This is a genomic window from Massilia eurypsychrophila, from assembly GCF_002760655.1.
GTDB lineage: Bacteria > Pseudomonadota > Gammaproteobacteria > Burkholderiales > Burkholderiaceae_D > JAFCUW01.
This window is the reverse complement of the sequence record NZ_PDOC01000001.1, coordinates 482,196-499,667: the sequence shown is the minus strand read 5'-3', so window position 1 is coordinate 499,667 and position 17,472 is coordinate 482,196. Positions and strand designations below refer to the sequence as shown.

Annotated in this window: 13 protein-coding genes; all 13 read left to right on the top strand. The window is 65.7% G+C overall.

The genetic code is table 11. The features are described from left to right. Positions 1–620 precede the first annotated feature (620 nt). The 13 genes from CR105_RS02300 to CR105_RS02240 are packed head-to-tail and all read left to right on the top strand — an operon-like array spanning position 621 to position 17,420. Positions 621–2,171 (top strand): XrtA system polysaccharide chain length determinant, encoded by a 1,551-nt coding sequence (locus CR105_RS02300; RefSeq protein WP_099786797.1) that lies wholly within the window; start codon positions 621–623, stop codon positions 2,169–2,171. Between the two features lie 24 nt (positions 2,172–2,195). Further along, on the top strand, positions 2,196–3,194 hold the full coding sequence (locus tag CR105_RS02295; RefSeq protein ID WP_099786796.1) for an XrtA-associated tyrosine autokinase: 999 nt from the start codon (positions 2,196–2,198) through the stop codon (positions 3,192–3,194). After that, entirely contained in the window at positions 3,175–4,749 is a 1,575-nt protein-coding gene (locus CR105_RS02290) for a TIGR03016 family PEP-CTERM system-associated outer membrane protein (RefSeq protein WP_180288063.1), read from the top strand. The genes CR105_RS02295 and CR105_RS02290 overlap by 20 nt, the downstream gene beginning before the upstream one ends. 17 nt (positions 4,750–4,766) lie before the next feature. Further along, positions 4,767–5,843: an XrtA/PEP-CTERM system-associated ATPase gene (locus CR105_RS02285; protein ID WP_099786794.1), complete on the top strand. Its 1,077-nt coding sequence runs from the start codon at positions 4,767–4,769 to the stop codon at positions 5,841–5,843. After that, on the top strand, positions 5,840–6,724 hold the full coding sequence (locus tag CR105_RS02280; protein ID WP_218968645.1) for an XrtA system polysaccharide deacetylase: 885 nt from the start codon (positions 5,840–5,842) through the stop codon (positions 6,722–6,724). Before CR105_RS02285 ends, CR105_RS02280 begins: the two co-directional genes overlap by 4 nt. Further along, the gene (locus CR105_RS02275) at positions 6,721–7,824 is read left to right on the top strand and encodes a FemAB family XrtA/PEP-CTERM system-associated protein (RefSeq protein WP_099786793.1); all 1,104 of its coding nucleotides are present in this window, start codon (positions 6,721–6,723) and stop codon (positions 7,822–7,824) included. Before CR105_RS02280 ends, CR105_RS02275 begins: the two co-directional genes overlap by 4 nt. A gap of 5 nt (positions 7,825–7,829) precedes the next feature. After that, a complete protein-coding gene (locus CR105_RS02270; RefSeq protein ID WP_099786792.1) occupies positions 7,830–9,044 on the top strand; it encodes a TIGR03087 family PEP-CTERM/XrtA system glycosyltransferase in 1,215 nt (404 codons plus the stop codon). Further along, a complete protein-coding gene (gene xrtA, locus CR105_RS02265) occupies positions 9,041–10,597 on the top strand; it encodes an exosortase A (protein ID WP_229413553.1) in 1,557 nt (518 codons plus the stop codon). Before CR105_RS02270 ends, xrtA begins: the two co-directional genes overlap by 4 nt. Continuing rightward, a complete protein-coding gene (locus CR105_RS02260) occupies positions 10,597–11,778 on the top strand; it encodes a TIGR03088 family PEP-CTERM/XrtA system glycosyltransferase (RefSeq protein WP_099786791.1) in 1,182 nt (393 codons plus the stop codon). The genes xrtA and CR105_RS02260 overlap by 1 nt, the downstream gene beginning before the upstream one ends. Beyond that, a complete protein-coding gene (locus tag CR105_RS02255; RefSeq protein WP_099786790.1) occupies positions 11,763–13,667 on the top strand; it encodes an XrtA/PEP-CTERM system amidotransferase in 1,905 nt (634 codons plus the stop codon). Before CR105_RS02260 ends, CR105_RS02255 begins: the two co-directional genes overlap by 16 nt. A gap of 35 nt (positions 13,668–13,702) precedes the next feature. Then, positions 13,703–14,920, top strand: coding sequence for a TIGR04063 family PEP-CTERM/XrtA system glycosyltransferase (locus CR105_RS02250; RefSeq protein ID WP_099786916.1), 1,218 nt, complete (start codon positions 13,703–13,705; stop codon positions 14,918–14,920). Further along, positions 14,917–16,029 (top strand): glycosyltransferase family 4 protein, encoded by a 1,113-nt coding sequence (locus CR105_RS02245; RefSeq protein WP_229413552.1) that lies wholly within the window; start codon positions 14,917–14,919, stop codon positions 16,027–16,029. The genes CR105_RS02250 and CR105_RS02245 overlap by 4 nt, the downstream gene beginning before the upstream one ends. Further along, the gene (locus CR105_RS02240; protein ID WP_099786789.1) at positions 16,026–17,420 is read left to right on the top strand and encodes a phenylacetate--CoA ligase family protein; all 1,395 of its coding nucleotides are present in this window, start codon (positions 16,026–16,028) and stop codon (positions 17,418–17,420) included. Before CR105_RS02245 ends, CR105_RS02240 begins: the two co-directional genes overlap by 4 nt. Positions 17,421–17,472 lie beyond the last annotated feature (52 nt).

Sequence of the window (17,472 nt, the reverse complement as noted above, 5' to 3'; positions counted from 1 at the left end):
CCGCCAACCATAACAGATTTTCCTGGCGAAACGCTTTTGATCGCAAGCCGTCATCCGCAGCAGGTTACGGCTGTCCGCCTATTTTCCGCCGTGCATGTCGACGACACTATATATATAGCGTGATTCGGCATCGCCCTGCCGTTCCTGGCGTGATGAACGCACGCGCGACGAGGCGGCGCCGGCCGCATTCATTGTGTTGTCAACGGTAAACAGTGTGTCTGATTTCCCACGCCTCGCACTGCTTGCAGTTCTACTACTGCTCCACGCGCTCTCCGATGCAAGAAAAACGATTCCGCAAGGCATTTTTAAGTGGCGCTGTGCAAATTGCGTGTGTTTATTACATTACTTGTGGCATTTTTTGCGAAGCAACAATACAATGGTCCCAGATCGCGCAACGGGAAGACGAAGCCTTCGCACAAGCGAAATTCGATAGCCAATCGCAATCAGGCTAGAATGGCGGCCGAGCAATGTGTTGCAATACATAGCATTTATTGCACGCCGGTCGGGCTTTTTCCATTATGCAATTGCAATTGCTCCCAGTACAAGCGATGATATGTTGAGTTCCCTGTGCGCATCGGCGCCCCCAACCCCAGAAGTAGCATTAACCCGAGATTGACGAGATGGCAGAATTGACAGCCGTAGTACTAAGCTTCCTCAAGGCGATCGGCAAATATCGCTGGTATGCAGTGGCCATTTCCTGGATCGTCGCGCTCGTGGGCTGGGCCGTGGTCTACAAGTTGCCGAACGATTACCAGGCTTCGGCCCGCGTCTATGTCGATACCCAGAGCATCCTCAAGCCGCTGCTGTCGGGCATGACGACGTTGCCGAACCTCGACCAGCAGGTCGTGTTCATGCGCCGCACCCTGATCAGCCGGCCCAACGTCGAGCGCGTCATGCGCATGGTCGACCTCGACGTCAAGTCGAGCAACGCCAAGGATCACGAGCGCCAGGTCGACGAGCTGATGAATAACATCAAGATTCTGGGCACCGAGCGCGATGACATCTACACGATTACCTACAACAACCCGAACCCGAAGCTGGGCAAGGACATCGTGCAGTCGCTGCTGACCATCTTCGTCGAAGGCAGCTTTGGCGGAAAAAAACAGGATTCCGAGAAGGCCGTCCAGTTCATCGACGACCAGATCAAGACGTACGAAGAAAAGCTCGCCGCCGCCGAAAACGCGATGAAGGATTTCAAGATCCGCAACATGGGCATGCTGCCGCGCACCGGCAGCGACTACAGCGGCAAGATGGTCGAAACGGCCGACCTGCTCAGCGCCGCCAAGCTCGAGCTGCTCGAAGCTGAACAGTCGCGCAACGCCATCAAGCGCCAGATCGCCGGCGACGACCCGGCGCCGGTCACCGCGCCGGCCGAGGCGGGCGACACCAGCGACAATCCGGAACTCGACGGCCGCATCTCGGCGCTCAACAAGCAACTCGACCTGCTGCGCCTGCAATACACCGAGGCGCATCCCGACATCGTCGCGGCCAAGCGCCTGATGGCCCAGCTCGACGCGAAGAAGAAGGAAGAAGCCAAGAAGCGCAAGCGCAGTAGCGATCCTGGCATCAACTACAGCCCGATGCTGCAACAGATGAACGTGGCGCTGTCGGTGGCCGAAGCGCGCGTCGCTTCGCTCAGCGCCCGCGTGGCCGAATACAACACCCGCATGGCCCGCATGGCCCGCATGCGCAGCCAGAGCAACGAAGCGCCCGAAGTCGAAGCGCAGCTGGCCCAGCTCAACCGCGACTACGCCGTCAACCGCGACAACTACCAGAAGCTGGTCGAGCGGCGTGAATCGGCCAAGCTGTCGGGCGACCTGAGCTCGGCGACCGACATGCTGACGTTCCGCGTCATCGATCCGCCGACCGTGCCTTTGAGCCCGGCCGGACCGAACCGTCCACGCCTGTTCTCGCTGGTGTTTGCCGGCGCGCTGGTGGCCGGCCTGGTCGTCGCCCTGTTGATGAGCCAGGTCCGTCCGACCTTCCTCAGCCAGGCGGCGCTGCGTGAAGTGACCGGCGTGCCGATCCTCGGCACCATCGGCATGAACTGGACCACCGAACAAAAAGTGAAGCGCCGGCGACGGCTGTACGCGATGGGAGCCTCCGTATTTGCGCTGTTTGGCGCGTACGGCGGCGTAATGGCAGCGATCTTGATCAGGCCTTCGCTGTAACGCGATTGAATCCCGGGAGAACATGTGAGTATTATCGAAAAAGCAGCAAGTCGGATCGACCACAAGAGGGAAGCCGCACCGGCCTCCCCTGTCGAGATCTCCGTGCCGATAGCGGCGCCAGTGGCGCACACGCCGATCATCGTCGCCGCCGCAGCCGCCGCGGCCAGTCATGCCGCCCCGGCGCCGGTGGTCGCGCGCGCAGTTCCGGCAGCAGTGCCGGTGCCGGCGCCGGTCGAAATGCCGGTCATTGCACCGGCCCCCGCAGCCGAACCGGCGGCAGCGCCGCGCAAGCAGAGCACCCGCAAGGTCGAACTCGACCTGAACCGGATGCGCGAGATGGGCATGGTCACCGCCGCCGGCGGGCGCACCCTGCTGGTGGAAGACTTCCGCATCATCAAGCGCCCGCTGATCAAGCGCGCGTTCGCCGAGCACACGCCAGGCACGCCGCCGGGCAACCTGATCATGATCACCAGCTCGCTGCCGGGCGAAGGCAAGACCTATTGCGCCATCAATCTGGCCATGAGCATCGCCATGGAACTGGACCACACGGTGCTGCTGATCGACGCCGACGTGGCCCGCCCGTCGGTGCTGCGCACGCTCGGCCTGCCGGCCCAGCGCGGCCTGATGGACATCCTGCTCGACGACAAGCTCGAACTGGCCGACGTCATGCTGCGCACCAACGTCGACACCCTCAGCATCCTGCCGGCCGGCACCAGCACGCCGCGCGCCACCGAGCTGCTGGCGAGCCAGACGATGAGCACCTTCGTCTACGAAATCGCCAACCGCTATCCGGACCGGATCGTCATTTTCGATTCGCCGCCTCTGCTGCTGACCTCCGAAGCACACGTGCTGGCCACCCACATGGGCCAGATCGTCCTCGTTGTCGAGTCCGAAACGACAACCCAGCATGCGGTCAAGGAATCGCTGCGCCAGCTCGAGGGCTGCACCAACGTCAACCTCATCTACAACAAGACGCGCGAATTCCCGGGCATCGAAGAAACGTATGACTATCACTATGGCTAAGCGGGTGCGGGCGCCGGCGATGGGCGCGACGACGCTGCCCATGGCGGCGCCGGCAGCGCTGCTGGCCATGCTGTGGGCGCCGCACGCCGGCGCCGAAATCAAGGTCACCCCGGCGGTCGACCTGCGCGCGACCTATTCCGACAATGTCAGCCTGACATCGGACGAGTTGGCACGCGGCCAGTTCGTCACCGAGCTGTCGCCTTCCGTGGCGATCGTCAGCAACACCCCGCGGCTCAAGCTGCACGCGCGGGCCGCCGTCCACATGTACGCCTATTCGGGCGAGCGCGTCAGCGGCACCAACAGTTCCTCCCGTGACCTGTCGGCCGATGCCCGCGCCAACCTGATCGACGAGCTGCTGTATTTCGACGGCAACGCCACAATCGGCCAGAGAAGCGTCTCCGCGTTCGGCCCGCAGTCCGGCAACGGTTATTCCGACGCCAAGCGCGACGAAGTGCGCACCTGGCGCGCCAGCCCTTACCTGCGGCGCCGTTTTGGCAACCTGGCCAGCGCGGAAGCGCGCTACACGCGCGACTCGGTGCAGACGAGCAATGCCGCGTTCGGCAACAGCACCTCCAACACCGCCGCGGTCACGCTCGCCAGCGGCCCGACCTTCCGCACCGTCGGCTGGGGCTTCCAGGCCAGCCGCCAGGAAATCGACGACTCGCTCAGGGGCGACTCGCGCGTCGACACGTCGGCCCTGAACCTGCGGCTGCGCGTGACCAACGAATTCAGCCTGAAGGCATCCGGCGGCTACGACCGCTACGATTACGATGGCGAGGGTGGCGAGACTGCCGGCAGCAGCCGCTCGGTCGGTTTCATCTGGACGCCGTCGCTGCGTACCAGCATCGACGCCAGCATCGGCAAGCGTTTTTATGGCGACAGCTACTCGCTCAGCGCGCTGCACCGCAGCCGCAACACCACCTGGAACATCACCTACAACGACGCCGTCACCACCGCCCGCGAGCAGTTCCTGCTGCCGGCCCCGATCACCACCTTCAGCATCCTCGAGCGCCTGTTCATCGCCACCTACCCCGATCCGGTGGAGCGGCGCCTGGCGGTCGAGGCCTACATGCGCGCCACCGGTGTGCCGATCGTGCAGGGCCAGGCGACCAATGTGCTGACCAACCGCTTCCTGCTGCAGAAAACGCTGCAGGCGTCGGTCGGCCTGATCGGTTCGCGCAGCAGCGCGATCCTGTCGTTCAATGCCACCGAGCGCACCGCGCTGTCGCCGCAGCGGGCCGACAGCGCCCTGCTGCCGCCGAGCCTGCCCTCGCTCAACGACGACCTGCGCACGGTCGGCGCGACACTGGCGGCGACCTACCGCCTGTCGCCGCGCAGCAATGTCAACGCGTCGCTCGGCAAGACCCGTACCGAATCGCTGACCACCGGCTTTACCGGCGACCAGAGCCTGATGTCGTTGGCGTTGACGCGGCAGTTCCAGCGCAGCATCCGCGGCATTGTCGAAGTGCGCCACCAGCGAGGCACGGCCGCTATCCCGGGCGGCAACGAGTACCGCGAGAATTCAATCAGCGCGTCCCTTTCATATCAGTTATAGCGAAAGTCGAGCAAGCGATGTACGAAACCTATTATGGCCTCAGCGCCAAGCCGTTCCGGCTGCGTCCGGACCCGCACTTCTTCTACGGCAGCAAGGGCCACAAGCGCGCCATGGCTTACCTCGACTACGGCCTGTCGCAGGGCGAGGGCTTCATCGTCATCACCGGCGAAGTCGGCGCCGGCAAGACCACGCTGGTGCGCAACCTGCTCAACAACCTGCCGTCAGAGCAGATCATCGCCGCCCACATCGTCAACACCAATCTCGATTCGGACGACACCTTGCGGATGGTGGTGTCGGCGTTCGGCCTGCCCTACGAAAACGCCAGCAAGCCTGACCTCTTGACGCGGCTCGAGCAATTCCTGCGCGCCGCCGACCAGCAAGGCAAGCGCGCCCTCCTGATCGTCGACGAGGCGCAGAACCTGACCGCCCGCACGGTCGAGGAACTGCGCATGCTATCGAACTTCCAGACCGACGAAAAGTCGCTGCTGCAAACCTTCCTGCTCGGCCAGCCGGAGTTTCGCACCACCTTGCACAGCGCCAGCATGCTGCAGCTGCGCCAGCGCGTCATCGCCAGCTATCACCTCGGCCCGATGGACGCCGACGAGACGCAAGCCTACATCGAGCACCGCCTGCACACGGTCGGCTGGAACGGCGACCCGGCGTTTTCGCCCGGCGCCTACGCCGCCATCTACGGCTACACCGGCGGCATCCCGCGCAAGACCAACACCTTGTGCGACCGCCTGCTGCTGATGGGCTACCTGGAAGAGCTGCACGCGTTTACCGAAACCGAGGTCAACGCCGTGATCGCCGACATCGACGAGGAATTCCAGCTGCCGCCAGGCGCCGCTGAAGCCGAGCGCGCTGAAGCGTCCGAGCCGGTCGCCGCCGAACCGGTCGGCAGCAGCGGCCAGATGGACGAACGCATGATGCGGCTGGAAAAGTCGATCGTGTCGGTGCTGTCGATCCTGAAAAAGATCGTCGCCACGCCGGCTGCCGCCGTCGCAGCCGTTGCCGCCGCTCCTGCACCTGCCGCCTCTGCGCCTGCCGCCGACGCTGCCGACCTGCCGGCCGAAACGCTGGACCAGCGCCAATGAAGCGCGACGTCCCAACCGCGCACCAGGGCGCGGCCCCTGGTGCGGTGATCCGCAACGCCATGACGATCGACGTCGAGGATTATTTCCAGGTCTCGGCGTTCGCGCCCTACATCGACCGCGACAGCTGGCCGAACCTCGAATGCCGGGTCGAAGCGAACATCGACCGCATCCTCGCCATCCTCGCCGCCGGCAACGTCCACGCCACCTTCTTCACGCTCGGCTGGATAGCCGAGCGCTATCCGGCCATGGTGCGCCGCATCGTCGCCGGCGGCCACGAACTGGCCAGCCACGGCTACGGCCACCTGCGCGCGTCCGACCAGAGCCGCGCCGAGTTTGCCGACGACGTCACCCGCAGCAAGGCGCTGCTCGAAGACATCGGCGGCAATGAAGTGCTCGGCTACCGCGCACCGAGCTTTTCGATCGGCACCGGCAACCTGTGGGCGCTCGACGTGCTCAAGGAAGCCGGCTACCGCTACAGCTCGAGCATCTACCCGATCAAGCACGACCATTACGGCATGCCCGACGCGCCGCGTTTCGCGTTCTACCCGAACGGCCCCGACGGCCTCCTCGAAGTGCCGATCACCACCGTGCAGCTGATGGGGCGCAACCTGCCGGCCGGCGGCGGCGGCTACTTCCGTCTGCTGCCGTACGCGCTGTCGCGCTGGATGATGAAACAGGTCAACCAGGCCGACCGCCAGCCGGCCATTTTCTATTTCCATCCGTGGGAAGTCGATCCCGGCCAGCCGCGTCCGGAAGGCGTCGGCGCCAAGAGCCGCTTCCGCCATTACGTCAATCTGGAGCGCATGGAAGCGCGCATCGGCGCGTTGACGCGCGACTTCGCGTGGGACCGCATGGACCGCATTTTCCTGGGTAAGCAATGAGTTCGATCGCAGTCAGTCACATCGAAGCAGCACCTGAACACGTGACGCCGCAGGCCGCCGGCGGCCCGCTCACCGTCAAGCTGATGGGCCCGCAGGACAAGGCGCGCTGGGACGCGTTCGTCGCCGCCTGTCCAGAAGCGACGTTTTTCCACCGCGCCGGCTGGCAACGCGTCATCGAGCAGTCGTTCAAGCTCAACACCTGGTTCTACTACGCCGAACAGGGCGGGCAGATCCAGGGCGTGCTGCCGCTGTGCGAGATCAACAGCAGGCTGTTCGGCCACGCGCTCGGCGCCATGCAGTTCTGCGTCTACGGCGGCGTTGCAGCCATCAGCGAGCCGGCCCGCGCCGCGCTCGACGCCGCCGCCGATGCGCTCGCGCGCCAGTTGAAGGTCGGCCACCTCGAATACCGCAACATGGTCGCTGCCCACCCGGGCGACGCGGCCTGGCACACCAAGGAACTGTACGTCACGTTCCGCAAGGCGATTTCCGCCGACGACGAAGAAAACCTGAACGCGATCCCGCGCAAGCAGCGCGCGATGGTGCGCAAGGGCATCAAACTGGGCCTGGTGGGCGAAGTCGACGACAACGTCGACCGCATGTTCGACGCCTACGCCAGCAGCGTGCACCGGCTCGGCACGCCGGTCTTCCCGAAAAAATATTTCGCGCTGCTGAAGGAAGAATTCGGCGACGACTGCGAAGTGCGCGTCATCACCCAGAACGGCGCGCTGGTCGCCGCGGTGCTGTCGTTCTACTGGCGCGACGAAGTGGTGCCCTACTACGGCGGCGGCATGCCGCTGGCGCGCGACGTCGCCGGCAACGACTTCATGTACTGGAACCTGATGCAGGCCGCCGCCGCGCGCGGCGCCCGCCTGTTCGACTTCGGCCGCAGCAAGCTTGGCACCGGCGCCTACGACTTCAAGAAGAACTGGGGCTTCACCGCCCAGCCGCTGCCGTACGAATACCGCCTGTACGAGTCGACCGAGCTGCCGGACAACAATCCGCTCAATCCGAAGTACCAGCTGTTCATCAAGATGTGGAAAAAAATGCCTTTGAAGCTGGCCAACATCATCGGGCCGCACATCGTCAGGAACCTGGGCTGACCGACGTGGAAAACCTGCTCCTGCTGATCCACCGTATGCCGTATCCGCCCAACAAGGGCGACAAGATCCGCTCCTACAACCTGCTCAAGCACCTGGCGCAGCACTACCGGGTGCACCTGGGCACGTTCGTCGACGACGCCGACGACTGGCAGCACGTGCCGCTGGTGCAGCGCATGTGCGCCAGCAGCCACTTCGCCAAACTGAACCCGACCCTGGCGCGCGTCAAAAGCCTGGGCGCGCTGCTCGGCAACCGCGCCCTGTCGCTCGACTACTACCACGACGCCGGCATGCACGAATGGGTCGCGCGCACGATGCAGGCGCACGCGATCAGCAAGATCGTCGTGTTCTCGTCGCCGATGGCGCAGTACGCCCAGCCCTATCCGGCGGCGCGCCGCGTGATCGATTTTTGCGACGTCGATTCCGACAAGTGGCGCCAGTACGCACAGAAAAAAACCGGGCCCATGAGCTGGCTGTACGGCCATGAAGCGCGCCAGCTGCTCGCCTACGAAAGAAAAGTCGCGCGCGAATGCGACGCCTCGCTGTTCGTCTCCGAGCCGGAAGCGGCATTGTTCAAGCAGCTGGCGCCCGAAAGCGCTTCAAGCATCGGCTACTTCAACAACGGCGTCGACACCGAGTTCTTCGCGCCGAATGCCGCCTCGCCGAATCCGTACGCCCCAGGCCAGAAAGTGATCGCCTTTGCCGGCGCCATGGACTACTGGCCCAACATCGACGCGGTGCAGTGGTTCGCATCCGAAGTGCTGCCGGCGGTGCTGGCGCAAGAACCGGCGGCGGCGTTCTACATCGTCGGCGCGCGCCCGTCGGCGGCGGTGCAGGCGCTGGCGGCGCTGCCGAACGTGTTCGTCACCGGCACCGTGGACGACGTGCGCCCGTACGTCACCCACGCCGCGCTGTCGGTGGCGCCGCTGCGCATCGCCCGCGGCATCCAGAACAAGGTCCTCGAGGCGATGTCGCTGGCCAAGACCATCGTCGTCTCGCCGCAGGCGCTCGAAGGCATCGAAGCCGAACCGGGAAGCGAACTGCTGCTGGCCGGCGACGCGCCGCAATTTGCCGCCGCCGTGCTGCACGCGCTGGCCCATCCCGATGCCGCCATTGGCCAGGCCGCGCGCCGCAAGGTAGAAGCGCGCTACGGCTGGTCGGCCAACCTGGCGCGGGTCGACTCCCTGCTCGACAACAAAACCACCATGACGGAAACCGCATGAGCGCCATCACGCCCTCCACCACCAAGCTGACGCAGGCCATCGCCACGGCCGAACGCGGCAGCATGACGCGCTACCTGATCATCGCCGTCGCGCTGCTGCTGCCGCTGCTGATCCACTATGCCACCGCCAGTTCGATCGTCTCGATCTGGAACCGCTCCGAAACCTTCGCCCATGGCTACATCATCGTGCCGATCAGCCTGTGGCTGGCGTGGGAACGGCGCGCCACACTGGTCCAGATGACGGCCTCGCCCTTCTGGCCCGGCTTCGTGCTGCTGGCGCTGTGCGGCTTCGGCTGGCTGCTGGCCGACCTGGGCGACGTGCAGATCGTCAAGCAGTATGCGTTCGCCGCCATGCTGCCGCTGACCGCGCTGGCCGTGCTCGGGCGCCGCATCTCCCGTGTGCTTGCCTTCTCGCTGCTGTTCTTGCTGTTCGCGGTGCCGTTCGGCGAAGTCTTCATCGACCCCTTGATCAACATCACCGCCAATTTCACCATCGACCTGCTGCGCGCGACCGGCATTCCGGTTCTGCGCGAGGGCAACAACTTCTCCATCCCGTCGGGCAACTGGTCGGTCGTCGAGGCCTGCAGCGGCCTGCGCTACCTGATCGCCTCGGTCACACTCGGCACTCTGTACGCCCACCTGACCTACCGTTCGCGCTGGCGCCAGGCGCTGTTCATCCTGCTGGCGATCATTGTGCCAATCGTCGCCAACACCGGCCGCGCCTACATGATCGTGATGATGGGCCACCTGTCGGGCATGACGATGGCCGTCGGCGTCGACCACCTGATCTACGGCTGGGTATTTTTCGGCATCGTCATGTTCGTGCTGTTCTGGATCGGCACCTTCTGGCGCGAAGACCGCCAGCCGGCCAAGAGCGCGCCGCGCGTCCTGCCGCCGCAAGGACCGCCGGCATCGACCGCCAAACTGGCTGCGGCCGCGCTGGCCGTTGCCGTCTGCATCGGCGCCTTTCCGCTGTACGCCGCCTGGCTCGAACACAACGCCGTCAATCCGGCCGCGCCGCAGCTGAGCGCGCCGCAGGCGGCCTGGCAGGTTACTGCGCCGTTCGCCGAATGGACGCCGGGCTTTGCCAAGCCGGCCGCTCAGTTTCAGGCCTTCTACGCCAACGGCGGCCAGGCGGCCGGTCTGTCGCTGCTGTACTACCGGGGTCAGCGCCTCGGCACCAGGTTGATCAGTTCGACTAACCATCTGGTAACGGCAAAGAGCAGCTGGCGTAGCCACGCAACGGCTGTGCGAACCGAAACGGTCGGCGCCCGCGTGCTGGGCTTGCGTGAGGAAGTGCTGTCCGACCGACGCGGCAAGGTGCTGTTCTGGCATTGGTATCGCATCGACGGCAAGGACACCCGCAGCGATTATATCGGCAAGGCTTACCAGGTAGCGCAGAAGGCGCTGCATGGCAGCGACGACGGCGCGGCCATCATCGTCTATGCCCGCTTCGACGAAGACCCGGAGCACGCGCGCGCCACCTTGCGCGCCTTCCTGGCGGCGAACCTGGCGCCGGTGGAAGCGGCGCTCGATCAGACCCGGCGGCGCTGATGGCCGCCCCGTGCAACGAGGCGCCGCTGGTTGTCCACCTGATCTACCGGCTCGACTTCGGCGGGCTGGAAAACCTGATGGTCGAGCGCATCAACCGCATGCCGGCCGACGCCTACCGCCACGCGGTGGTGTGCCTGACCGGCTACACCGATTTCTCGAAAAAGATCACCCGGCCCGGCGTCGACCTGTACTCGCTCGGAAAAAAATCCGGCCTGTCGCTCGGCACCCACGCCGCGCTGTGGAAGCTGCTGCGCAAGCTCAAACCCGCCGTCCTGCACAGCTACAACCTGTCGGCGATCGAATACGCCCCGGCCGCCTTGCTGGCCGGCGTGCCGGTGCGCGTCAACGGCGCCCACGGCCGCGACGCCGCCGACCCGCAGGGCCGCAACCGCAAGCACAATTTTTTGCGCCGCATGATGGTGCCGTTCTACGACTGCTGCTACGCCAACTCGGCCGACATGCTCGAGTGGAACCGCACCATCATCGGCGTGCCGGCGCATAAAAGCCGCCTGCTGGCGAACGGCATCGACAGCGACAAGTTCCGCCCTGCCGCCGGCGACCGCAGCGACGCCTTTTTCGCCGCCGGCTGCATCGTCATCGGCACGGTCGGGCGCATCCAGGATGTCAAGGACCATGCCACCCTGGTCGACGCCTTTGTGCAGCTGCTCGATCGCATGCCCGAACAGCGCGCGCAGCTGCGCCTGGCCATCGTCGGCGACGGCCCGCTGCTGGAAAAGCTGCGCGCCCGGGTAGCCGCCGCCGGCATCGCCGACCAGGTCTGGCTGCCCGGCTCGCGCACCGACATTGCCGACATCCTCCGCGGCCTCGACATCTTCGCCATGTCGTCCATCGCCGAAGGCACGCCCGGCTCGGCGCTCGAAGCGATGGCCAGTGGCTTGCCGGTGGTCGGCACGCGCGTCGGCGGCATCCCCGAAGTGATCGCCGACGGCGTTACCGGCCTGTTGGTGCCGGCCTCCGATCCGGCGGCGATGGCGCAGGCGCTCGAGCGCTACGCCCGCTCGCCGGCGATGGCGCGCGAACACGGCGCCGCCGGGCGCGAGCGCGTGCAGCGCCACTACAACATGAATGCGATGGTAGCGGGCTACCAATCGATGTACGACACGCTGTGTGAACGAAAAACGAGCTTCAGAAAGAACATAAAATCATGTGTGGAATCGTAGGAATTTTTGATACGCGCGGCGCGCGACCGATCGACCGCGTGCTGCTGAGCCGCATGAACGAGCGGCATCACCACCGCGGGCCGGACGAAGGCGACATCTATACCGAACCCGGTGTCGGCTTCGGCCACCGGCGCCTGTCGGTGATCGACATCGCCAGCGGCCAGCAGCCGATGTTCAACGCCGCCGGCGACGTCGGCGTGGTGTTCAACGGCGAGATCTACAACTACCCCGAGCTGACCGAAGAACTGCAGCAGCTCGGCTACGTATTCCGCACCAAGAGCGACACCGAAACCATCGTCCACGCCTGGTCGGCATGGGGCGAAGCCTGCGTCCACAAGCTGCGCGGCATGTTCGCCATCTGCGTCTGGGACCGCACCAGACAGGTCATGTTCATGGCGCGCGACCGCCTCGGCGTCAAACCGTTCTACTACGCGCTGCTGCCCGACGGGATGTTCATTTTTGGCTCCGAACTGAAATCCCTGCGCGCGCATCCGGACCTGCCGCACGCGATCGACCCGCAGGCGGTCGAGGACTATTTCGCCTACGGCTACGTGCCGGAGCCGAAAACGATTTACCTCGGCGCGAAGAAACTCTCGCCAGGCTACACGCTGACGATCCATATCGGCCAGCCGGTGCCGCAGCCGAAAAAATTCTGGGACGTGCCGTTCAAGCTGCACGCGCCGATGAGCGCGAAGGACGCCGAGGAAGAGCTGATCGTGCGCTTGCGCGAAGCGGTCAAGATCCGCCTGAAGGCCGAGGTGCCGCTTGGCGCCTTCCTGTCCGGCGGCGTCGACTCGAGCGCCATCGTGGCGATGATGGCCGGCCTGATGAAGGACCCGGTCAACACCTGCTCGATCGCGTTCCAGGAAAAGGCCTTCGACGAGTCGCAGTACGCCGAACAGGTCGCGCGCCAGTACAAGACCGAACACGTCACCGAAACGGTCGACACCGACGACTACGCGCTGCTCGACACGCTGGCCGACCTGTACGACGAACCGTATGCCGACAGCTCGGCGATCCCGACCTACCGCGTCTGCCAGCTCGCGCGCAAGCGCGTGACGGTGGCGCTGTCCGGCGACGGCGGCGACGAGAACCTGGCCGGCTACCGCCGCTACCGCTACGCGATGGCCGAAGACAGCGTGCGCTCGAAGATCCCGCCGACCATGCGCAAGCTCATTTTCGGCCCGCTCGGCAAATACTATCCGAAGGCCGACTGGGCGCCGCGCGTGTTCCGCGCCAAGACCACCTTCGAGGCGCTGTCGCGCGACCTGGTCGAAGGCTATTTCCATGGCGTCTCGATCATGTCCGACGACATGCGCGCGCAGCTGTTCTCCGACAAGTTCCGCAAGAACCTGCAGGGTTACCAGGCGATTGAGGTCATGAAGGGCCACGCGGCCGCGTCGCCGACGGACGACCCGCTGTCGATGATCCAGTACCTCGACATGAAGACCTACCTGCCGGGCGACATCCTCACCAAGGTTGACCGCGCCAGCATGGCGCACGCGCTCGAAGTGCGCGTGCCGCTGCTCGACCACAAGCTGGTCGAATGGATTTCCGGCCTGCCGCCGTCGATGAAATTGAACGGCAGCGAAGGCAAGTACGTCTTCAAGAAGAGCCTCGAATCGTACCTGCCGGATGATATTTTGTACCGCAAGAAGATGGGCTTTGCCGTGCCGCTGGCGAGCTGGTTCCGCGGTCCGCTGCGCCAGCGCGTGCGCGAGTCGCTGCTGGGCGACACGCTGGCCTCGACCGGCATCTTCAACACCAATTACCTCGCCCAGATGGTCGAGCAGCACGAGTCGGGCCGGCGCGACTACAGCGCCCCGATCTGGACGGTGCTGATGTTCGAAGCGTTCCTGCGCAAGGAACTGCAGGGCGAAGAGGCATGAGCGCGCTGCCGAAGGCGGATGCCTTGAGCGCGCCGCTGCGCATATTGCACGTGCTCGATCACTCGATCCCGTTGCACAGCGGCTACACCTTCCGCACCCGCTCGATCCTGCAGCAGCAGCGCGCGCTCGGCTGGCAGACGTTTCACCTGACCAGCCCCAAGCAAGGCGCGGCGCCGAAGGCCCACGAAGATGTCGATGGCCTCGGCTTCTACCGCACGGCGCCCAGCACCGGCCTGCTCGACCGCCTGCCGGTGCTGAACCAGCTGGCCGTCATCGACCATCTGGCCGCGCGCTTGCTGGAAGTGGCGCGCGAAATCAAGCCCGACGTGCTGCACGCGCACTCGCCGGCGCTGAACGCGATCGCCGCGCTGCGGGTCGGCAAAAAGCTCGGCATCCCGGTGGTGTATGAAATCCGCGCCTTCTGGGAAGACGCCGCCGTCGACCATGGCACCGCCAGCGAATGGGGCCTGCGCTACCGCATCACCCGCGCGATGGAAACGTACGCGCTCAAACGCGTCGACGCCGCCACCACCATCTGCGAGGGACTGCGCGCCGAAATCGTCGGCACCCGCGGCATCCCGGCCAACAAGATCACGGTGATCCCGAACGCGGTCGACATCGGCGACTTTTCGGTCGACGGCGCGCGCGACGAAGTGCTCGCGTCCAGCCTTGGCCTGCAGGGCAAGTCGGTGCTCGGCTTCATCGGCTCGTTCTATGCGTACGAGGGCCTTGACGTGCTGCTGCAGGCGCTGCCGGCGATGCTGGAAGCGAACCCCGCGATCCGCGTGCTGTTAGTGGGCGGCGGCCCGCAGGACGCCGCGCTGAAAGCGCAGGCCGCGCAGCTGGGCGTGGCCGACAAGGTCATCTTCACCGGCCGCGTGCCGCACCACGACGTGCAGCGCTATTACAACCTGGTCGACGTGCTGGTGTATCCGCGCCTGAAGATGCGCCTGACCGACCTGGTAACGCCTTTGAAACCGCTCGAAGCGATGGCGCAGGGCCGCCTGCTGGTGGCCTCCGACGTCGGCGGCCACAAGGAACTGATCGAAGACGGCAAGACCGGCGTGCTGTTTCGCGCCGGCGACCCGCTAGCGCTGGCGCAGAAAACCCTGGCGCTGCTCGGCGCCCCGGAACGCTGGGCCGCCTTGCGCGCCCAGGGCCGCAGTTTTGTGGAAAATGAACGCAGCTGGAAGGCCAGCGTCGCGCGCTACAAGAACGTCTACAAGGGCGTGACCGGCAAGGCGACGCCTTGATCTCTCAACAAGCGCCCCTGCGCATCGGCGTGGTCGGCCCGCTGCCGCCGCCGTCGGGCGGCATGGCCAACCAGACCTTGCAGCTCATCGGCCTGCTCGAAGGCGAAGGCCACCAGGTCGAAGTCATCCAGGTCAACGCGCCCTACACGCCGGCGTGGGCCGGCAAGCTGCCGGGCCTGCGCGCGCTGTTTCGCCTCGTGCCTTACCTGGCGCACCTGTGGGGCGCGGCCGGCCGCGTTCAGCTGTTTCACGTGATGGCCAATTCCGGCTGGTCGTGGCACCTGTTCGCCGCGCCGGCGATCTGGATCGGCCACCTGCGCGGCTGCCCGGTGGTGGTCAACTACCGGGGCGGCGAAGCGGACGTCTTCATGCAAAAGTCGCAGCGCTGGGTGCGCCCTAGCCTGCTGCGCGCCGACGCCGTGGTGGTGCCGTCGGGCTTTCTCGAGCACGTGTTCAGCAAGTACGGCGTGCCCACCACGGTGGTCCCCAACATCATCAACCTGGAGCGCTTCTCGGCGGCCGTTCCCGGCGCCGCAGTGCCGCTGCGGGTACTGGTGGCGCGCAACCTCGAACCGATCTACGACAATGAAACGGCGCTGCGCGCGTTCGCCCTCGTCGCCGCGCGCATTCCCGGCGCCACAATGGTAGTGGCCGGCTCCGGCCCGCTGCGCGCCGACCTTGAACAGCTTGCGCGTGACCTCGGCGTCGCCGCCGCCGTCACCTTCACCGGCCGCGTCGACAACGCCGGCATGGGCGCGCTGTATCGCGGCGCCGACGTAATGCTCAATCCGAGCACGGTCGACAACATGCCCAATTCGGTGCTCGAAGCGCTCGCCAGCGGCGTGGCCGTCGTCAGCACCGATGTCGGCGGCGTGCCGTTCATGGTCGAAGACGGCAAGACGGCGCTGCTGGTGCCGCCGCGTGCGCCGCAGGCGATGGCCGACGCCATGTTGCGCCTGGCCGACTCGCCCGAACTGGCGTCGCGTTTACGCGCGGCAGGACTTAGTTATGTGCAACAATACGCGTGGCCAGGCGTACGGCCGCGGCTGCTCGCGGTCTACCGATCGGTCACCAACACCAGCCTAGCCAAGGTAGCAAGCCACTCATGAGTACCCAGACATTGCCCAACACCGGCCTGTACACCTCGGTGGTGTCGCGCCTGCTGTTTCCGCTGCACGAGCGCATGAAGCGCCACACCACCGTCGCGGTGCGCGAGTCGATGGAGCAATCGCAATGGTGGCCGGCCGCCGAACTCGAAGCGCTGCAACTGAAGCGCCTGCGCCGGTTGCTGCTGCGCGCCCAGGCCAAGGTGCCGTACTACCGCGACCTGTTCGCCGCCGCCGGCTTCGACCCTGAACGCGACTTGAAGACGCTGGCCGACCTGCAGCGCCTGCCGCTGCTGGACAAGGCGCGCATCCGCGCCGCCGGCGAAGGCATGAAAGCTTCCAACGCCGACGGCCTGGCGCGCTTTAACACGGGCGGCTCCAGCGGCGAGCCGCTGATTTTCTACATCGGCAAGGAACGCGTCAGCCACGACGTCGCCGCAAAGTGGCGCGCCACGCGCTGGTGGGATGTCGACATTGGCGACGCCGAAATCGTCGTCTGGGGTTCGCCCATCGAACTGGGCGCGCAGGACAGCGTGCGCGCCGTGCGCGACCGCATGCTGCGCACCGAGCTGCTGCCGGCGTTCGCCATGTCCGAAGCCAAGCTCGACGGCTTCCTCGCGCGCATCCGCGCGGTGCGCCCACGCATGCTGTTCGGCTACCCGTCGGCGCTGTCGCACATCGCGCGCCACGCCAAGTCGAAGGGCGTGCGCATGGACGACCTCGGCATCAAGGTCGCCTTCGTCACGTCCGAGCGGCTGTACGACGAGCAGCGCCAGCAGATATCCGAAACGTTCGGCTGCCCGGTGGCCAACGGCTACGGCGGGCGCGACGCCGGTTTCATCGCCCACCAGTGCCCGGCCGGCGGCATGCATTTGACCGCCGAAGACATCATCGTCGAGATCCTCGACGCCGACGGCCAGCCGGTGCCGAAGGGCAACGCCGGCGAAATCGTCGTCACCCACCTGGCCACCGGCGACTTCCCGTTCATCCGCTACCGCACCGGCGACGTCGGCGTGCTCGACACGGCGCCGTGCAGTTGCGGGCGCGGCTTGCCGCTGCTGAAGGAAATCCAGGGCCGCAGCACCGACTTTTTGGTCGCGCATGACGGCACCGTCATGCACGGCCTGGCGCTGGTGTACATCCTGCGCGACCTGCCGGAAGTCAAGGCGTTCAAGATCGTGCAGGAAACGCTCGACCTGACGCGGGTGCAGATGGTGGCCGACGCGCCGCTGGCGCTGGCGCTGCTGCAAAAAATCGAAGCCGGCTTCAAGGCGCGCCTCGGCGCCGCCGTCGCCATCGAGGTCGAGCAGGTGCCGGCCATCCTGCCGGAAAAATCCGGCAAGTTCCGCTACGTCGTCAGCAAGGTCGACGCGACGGCGGCCGTTGCGACCTGAGCTAGTCGGCTGCACACCACCAGCCAGACCCCATTTACACATTCTTTTTTTT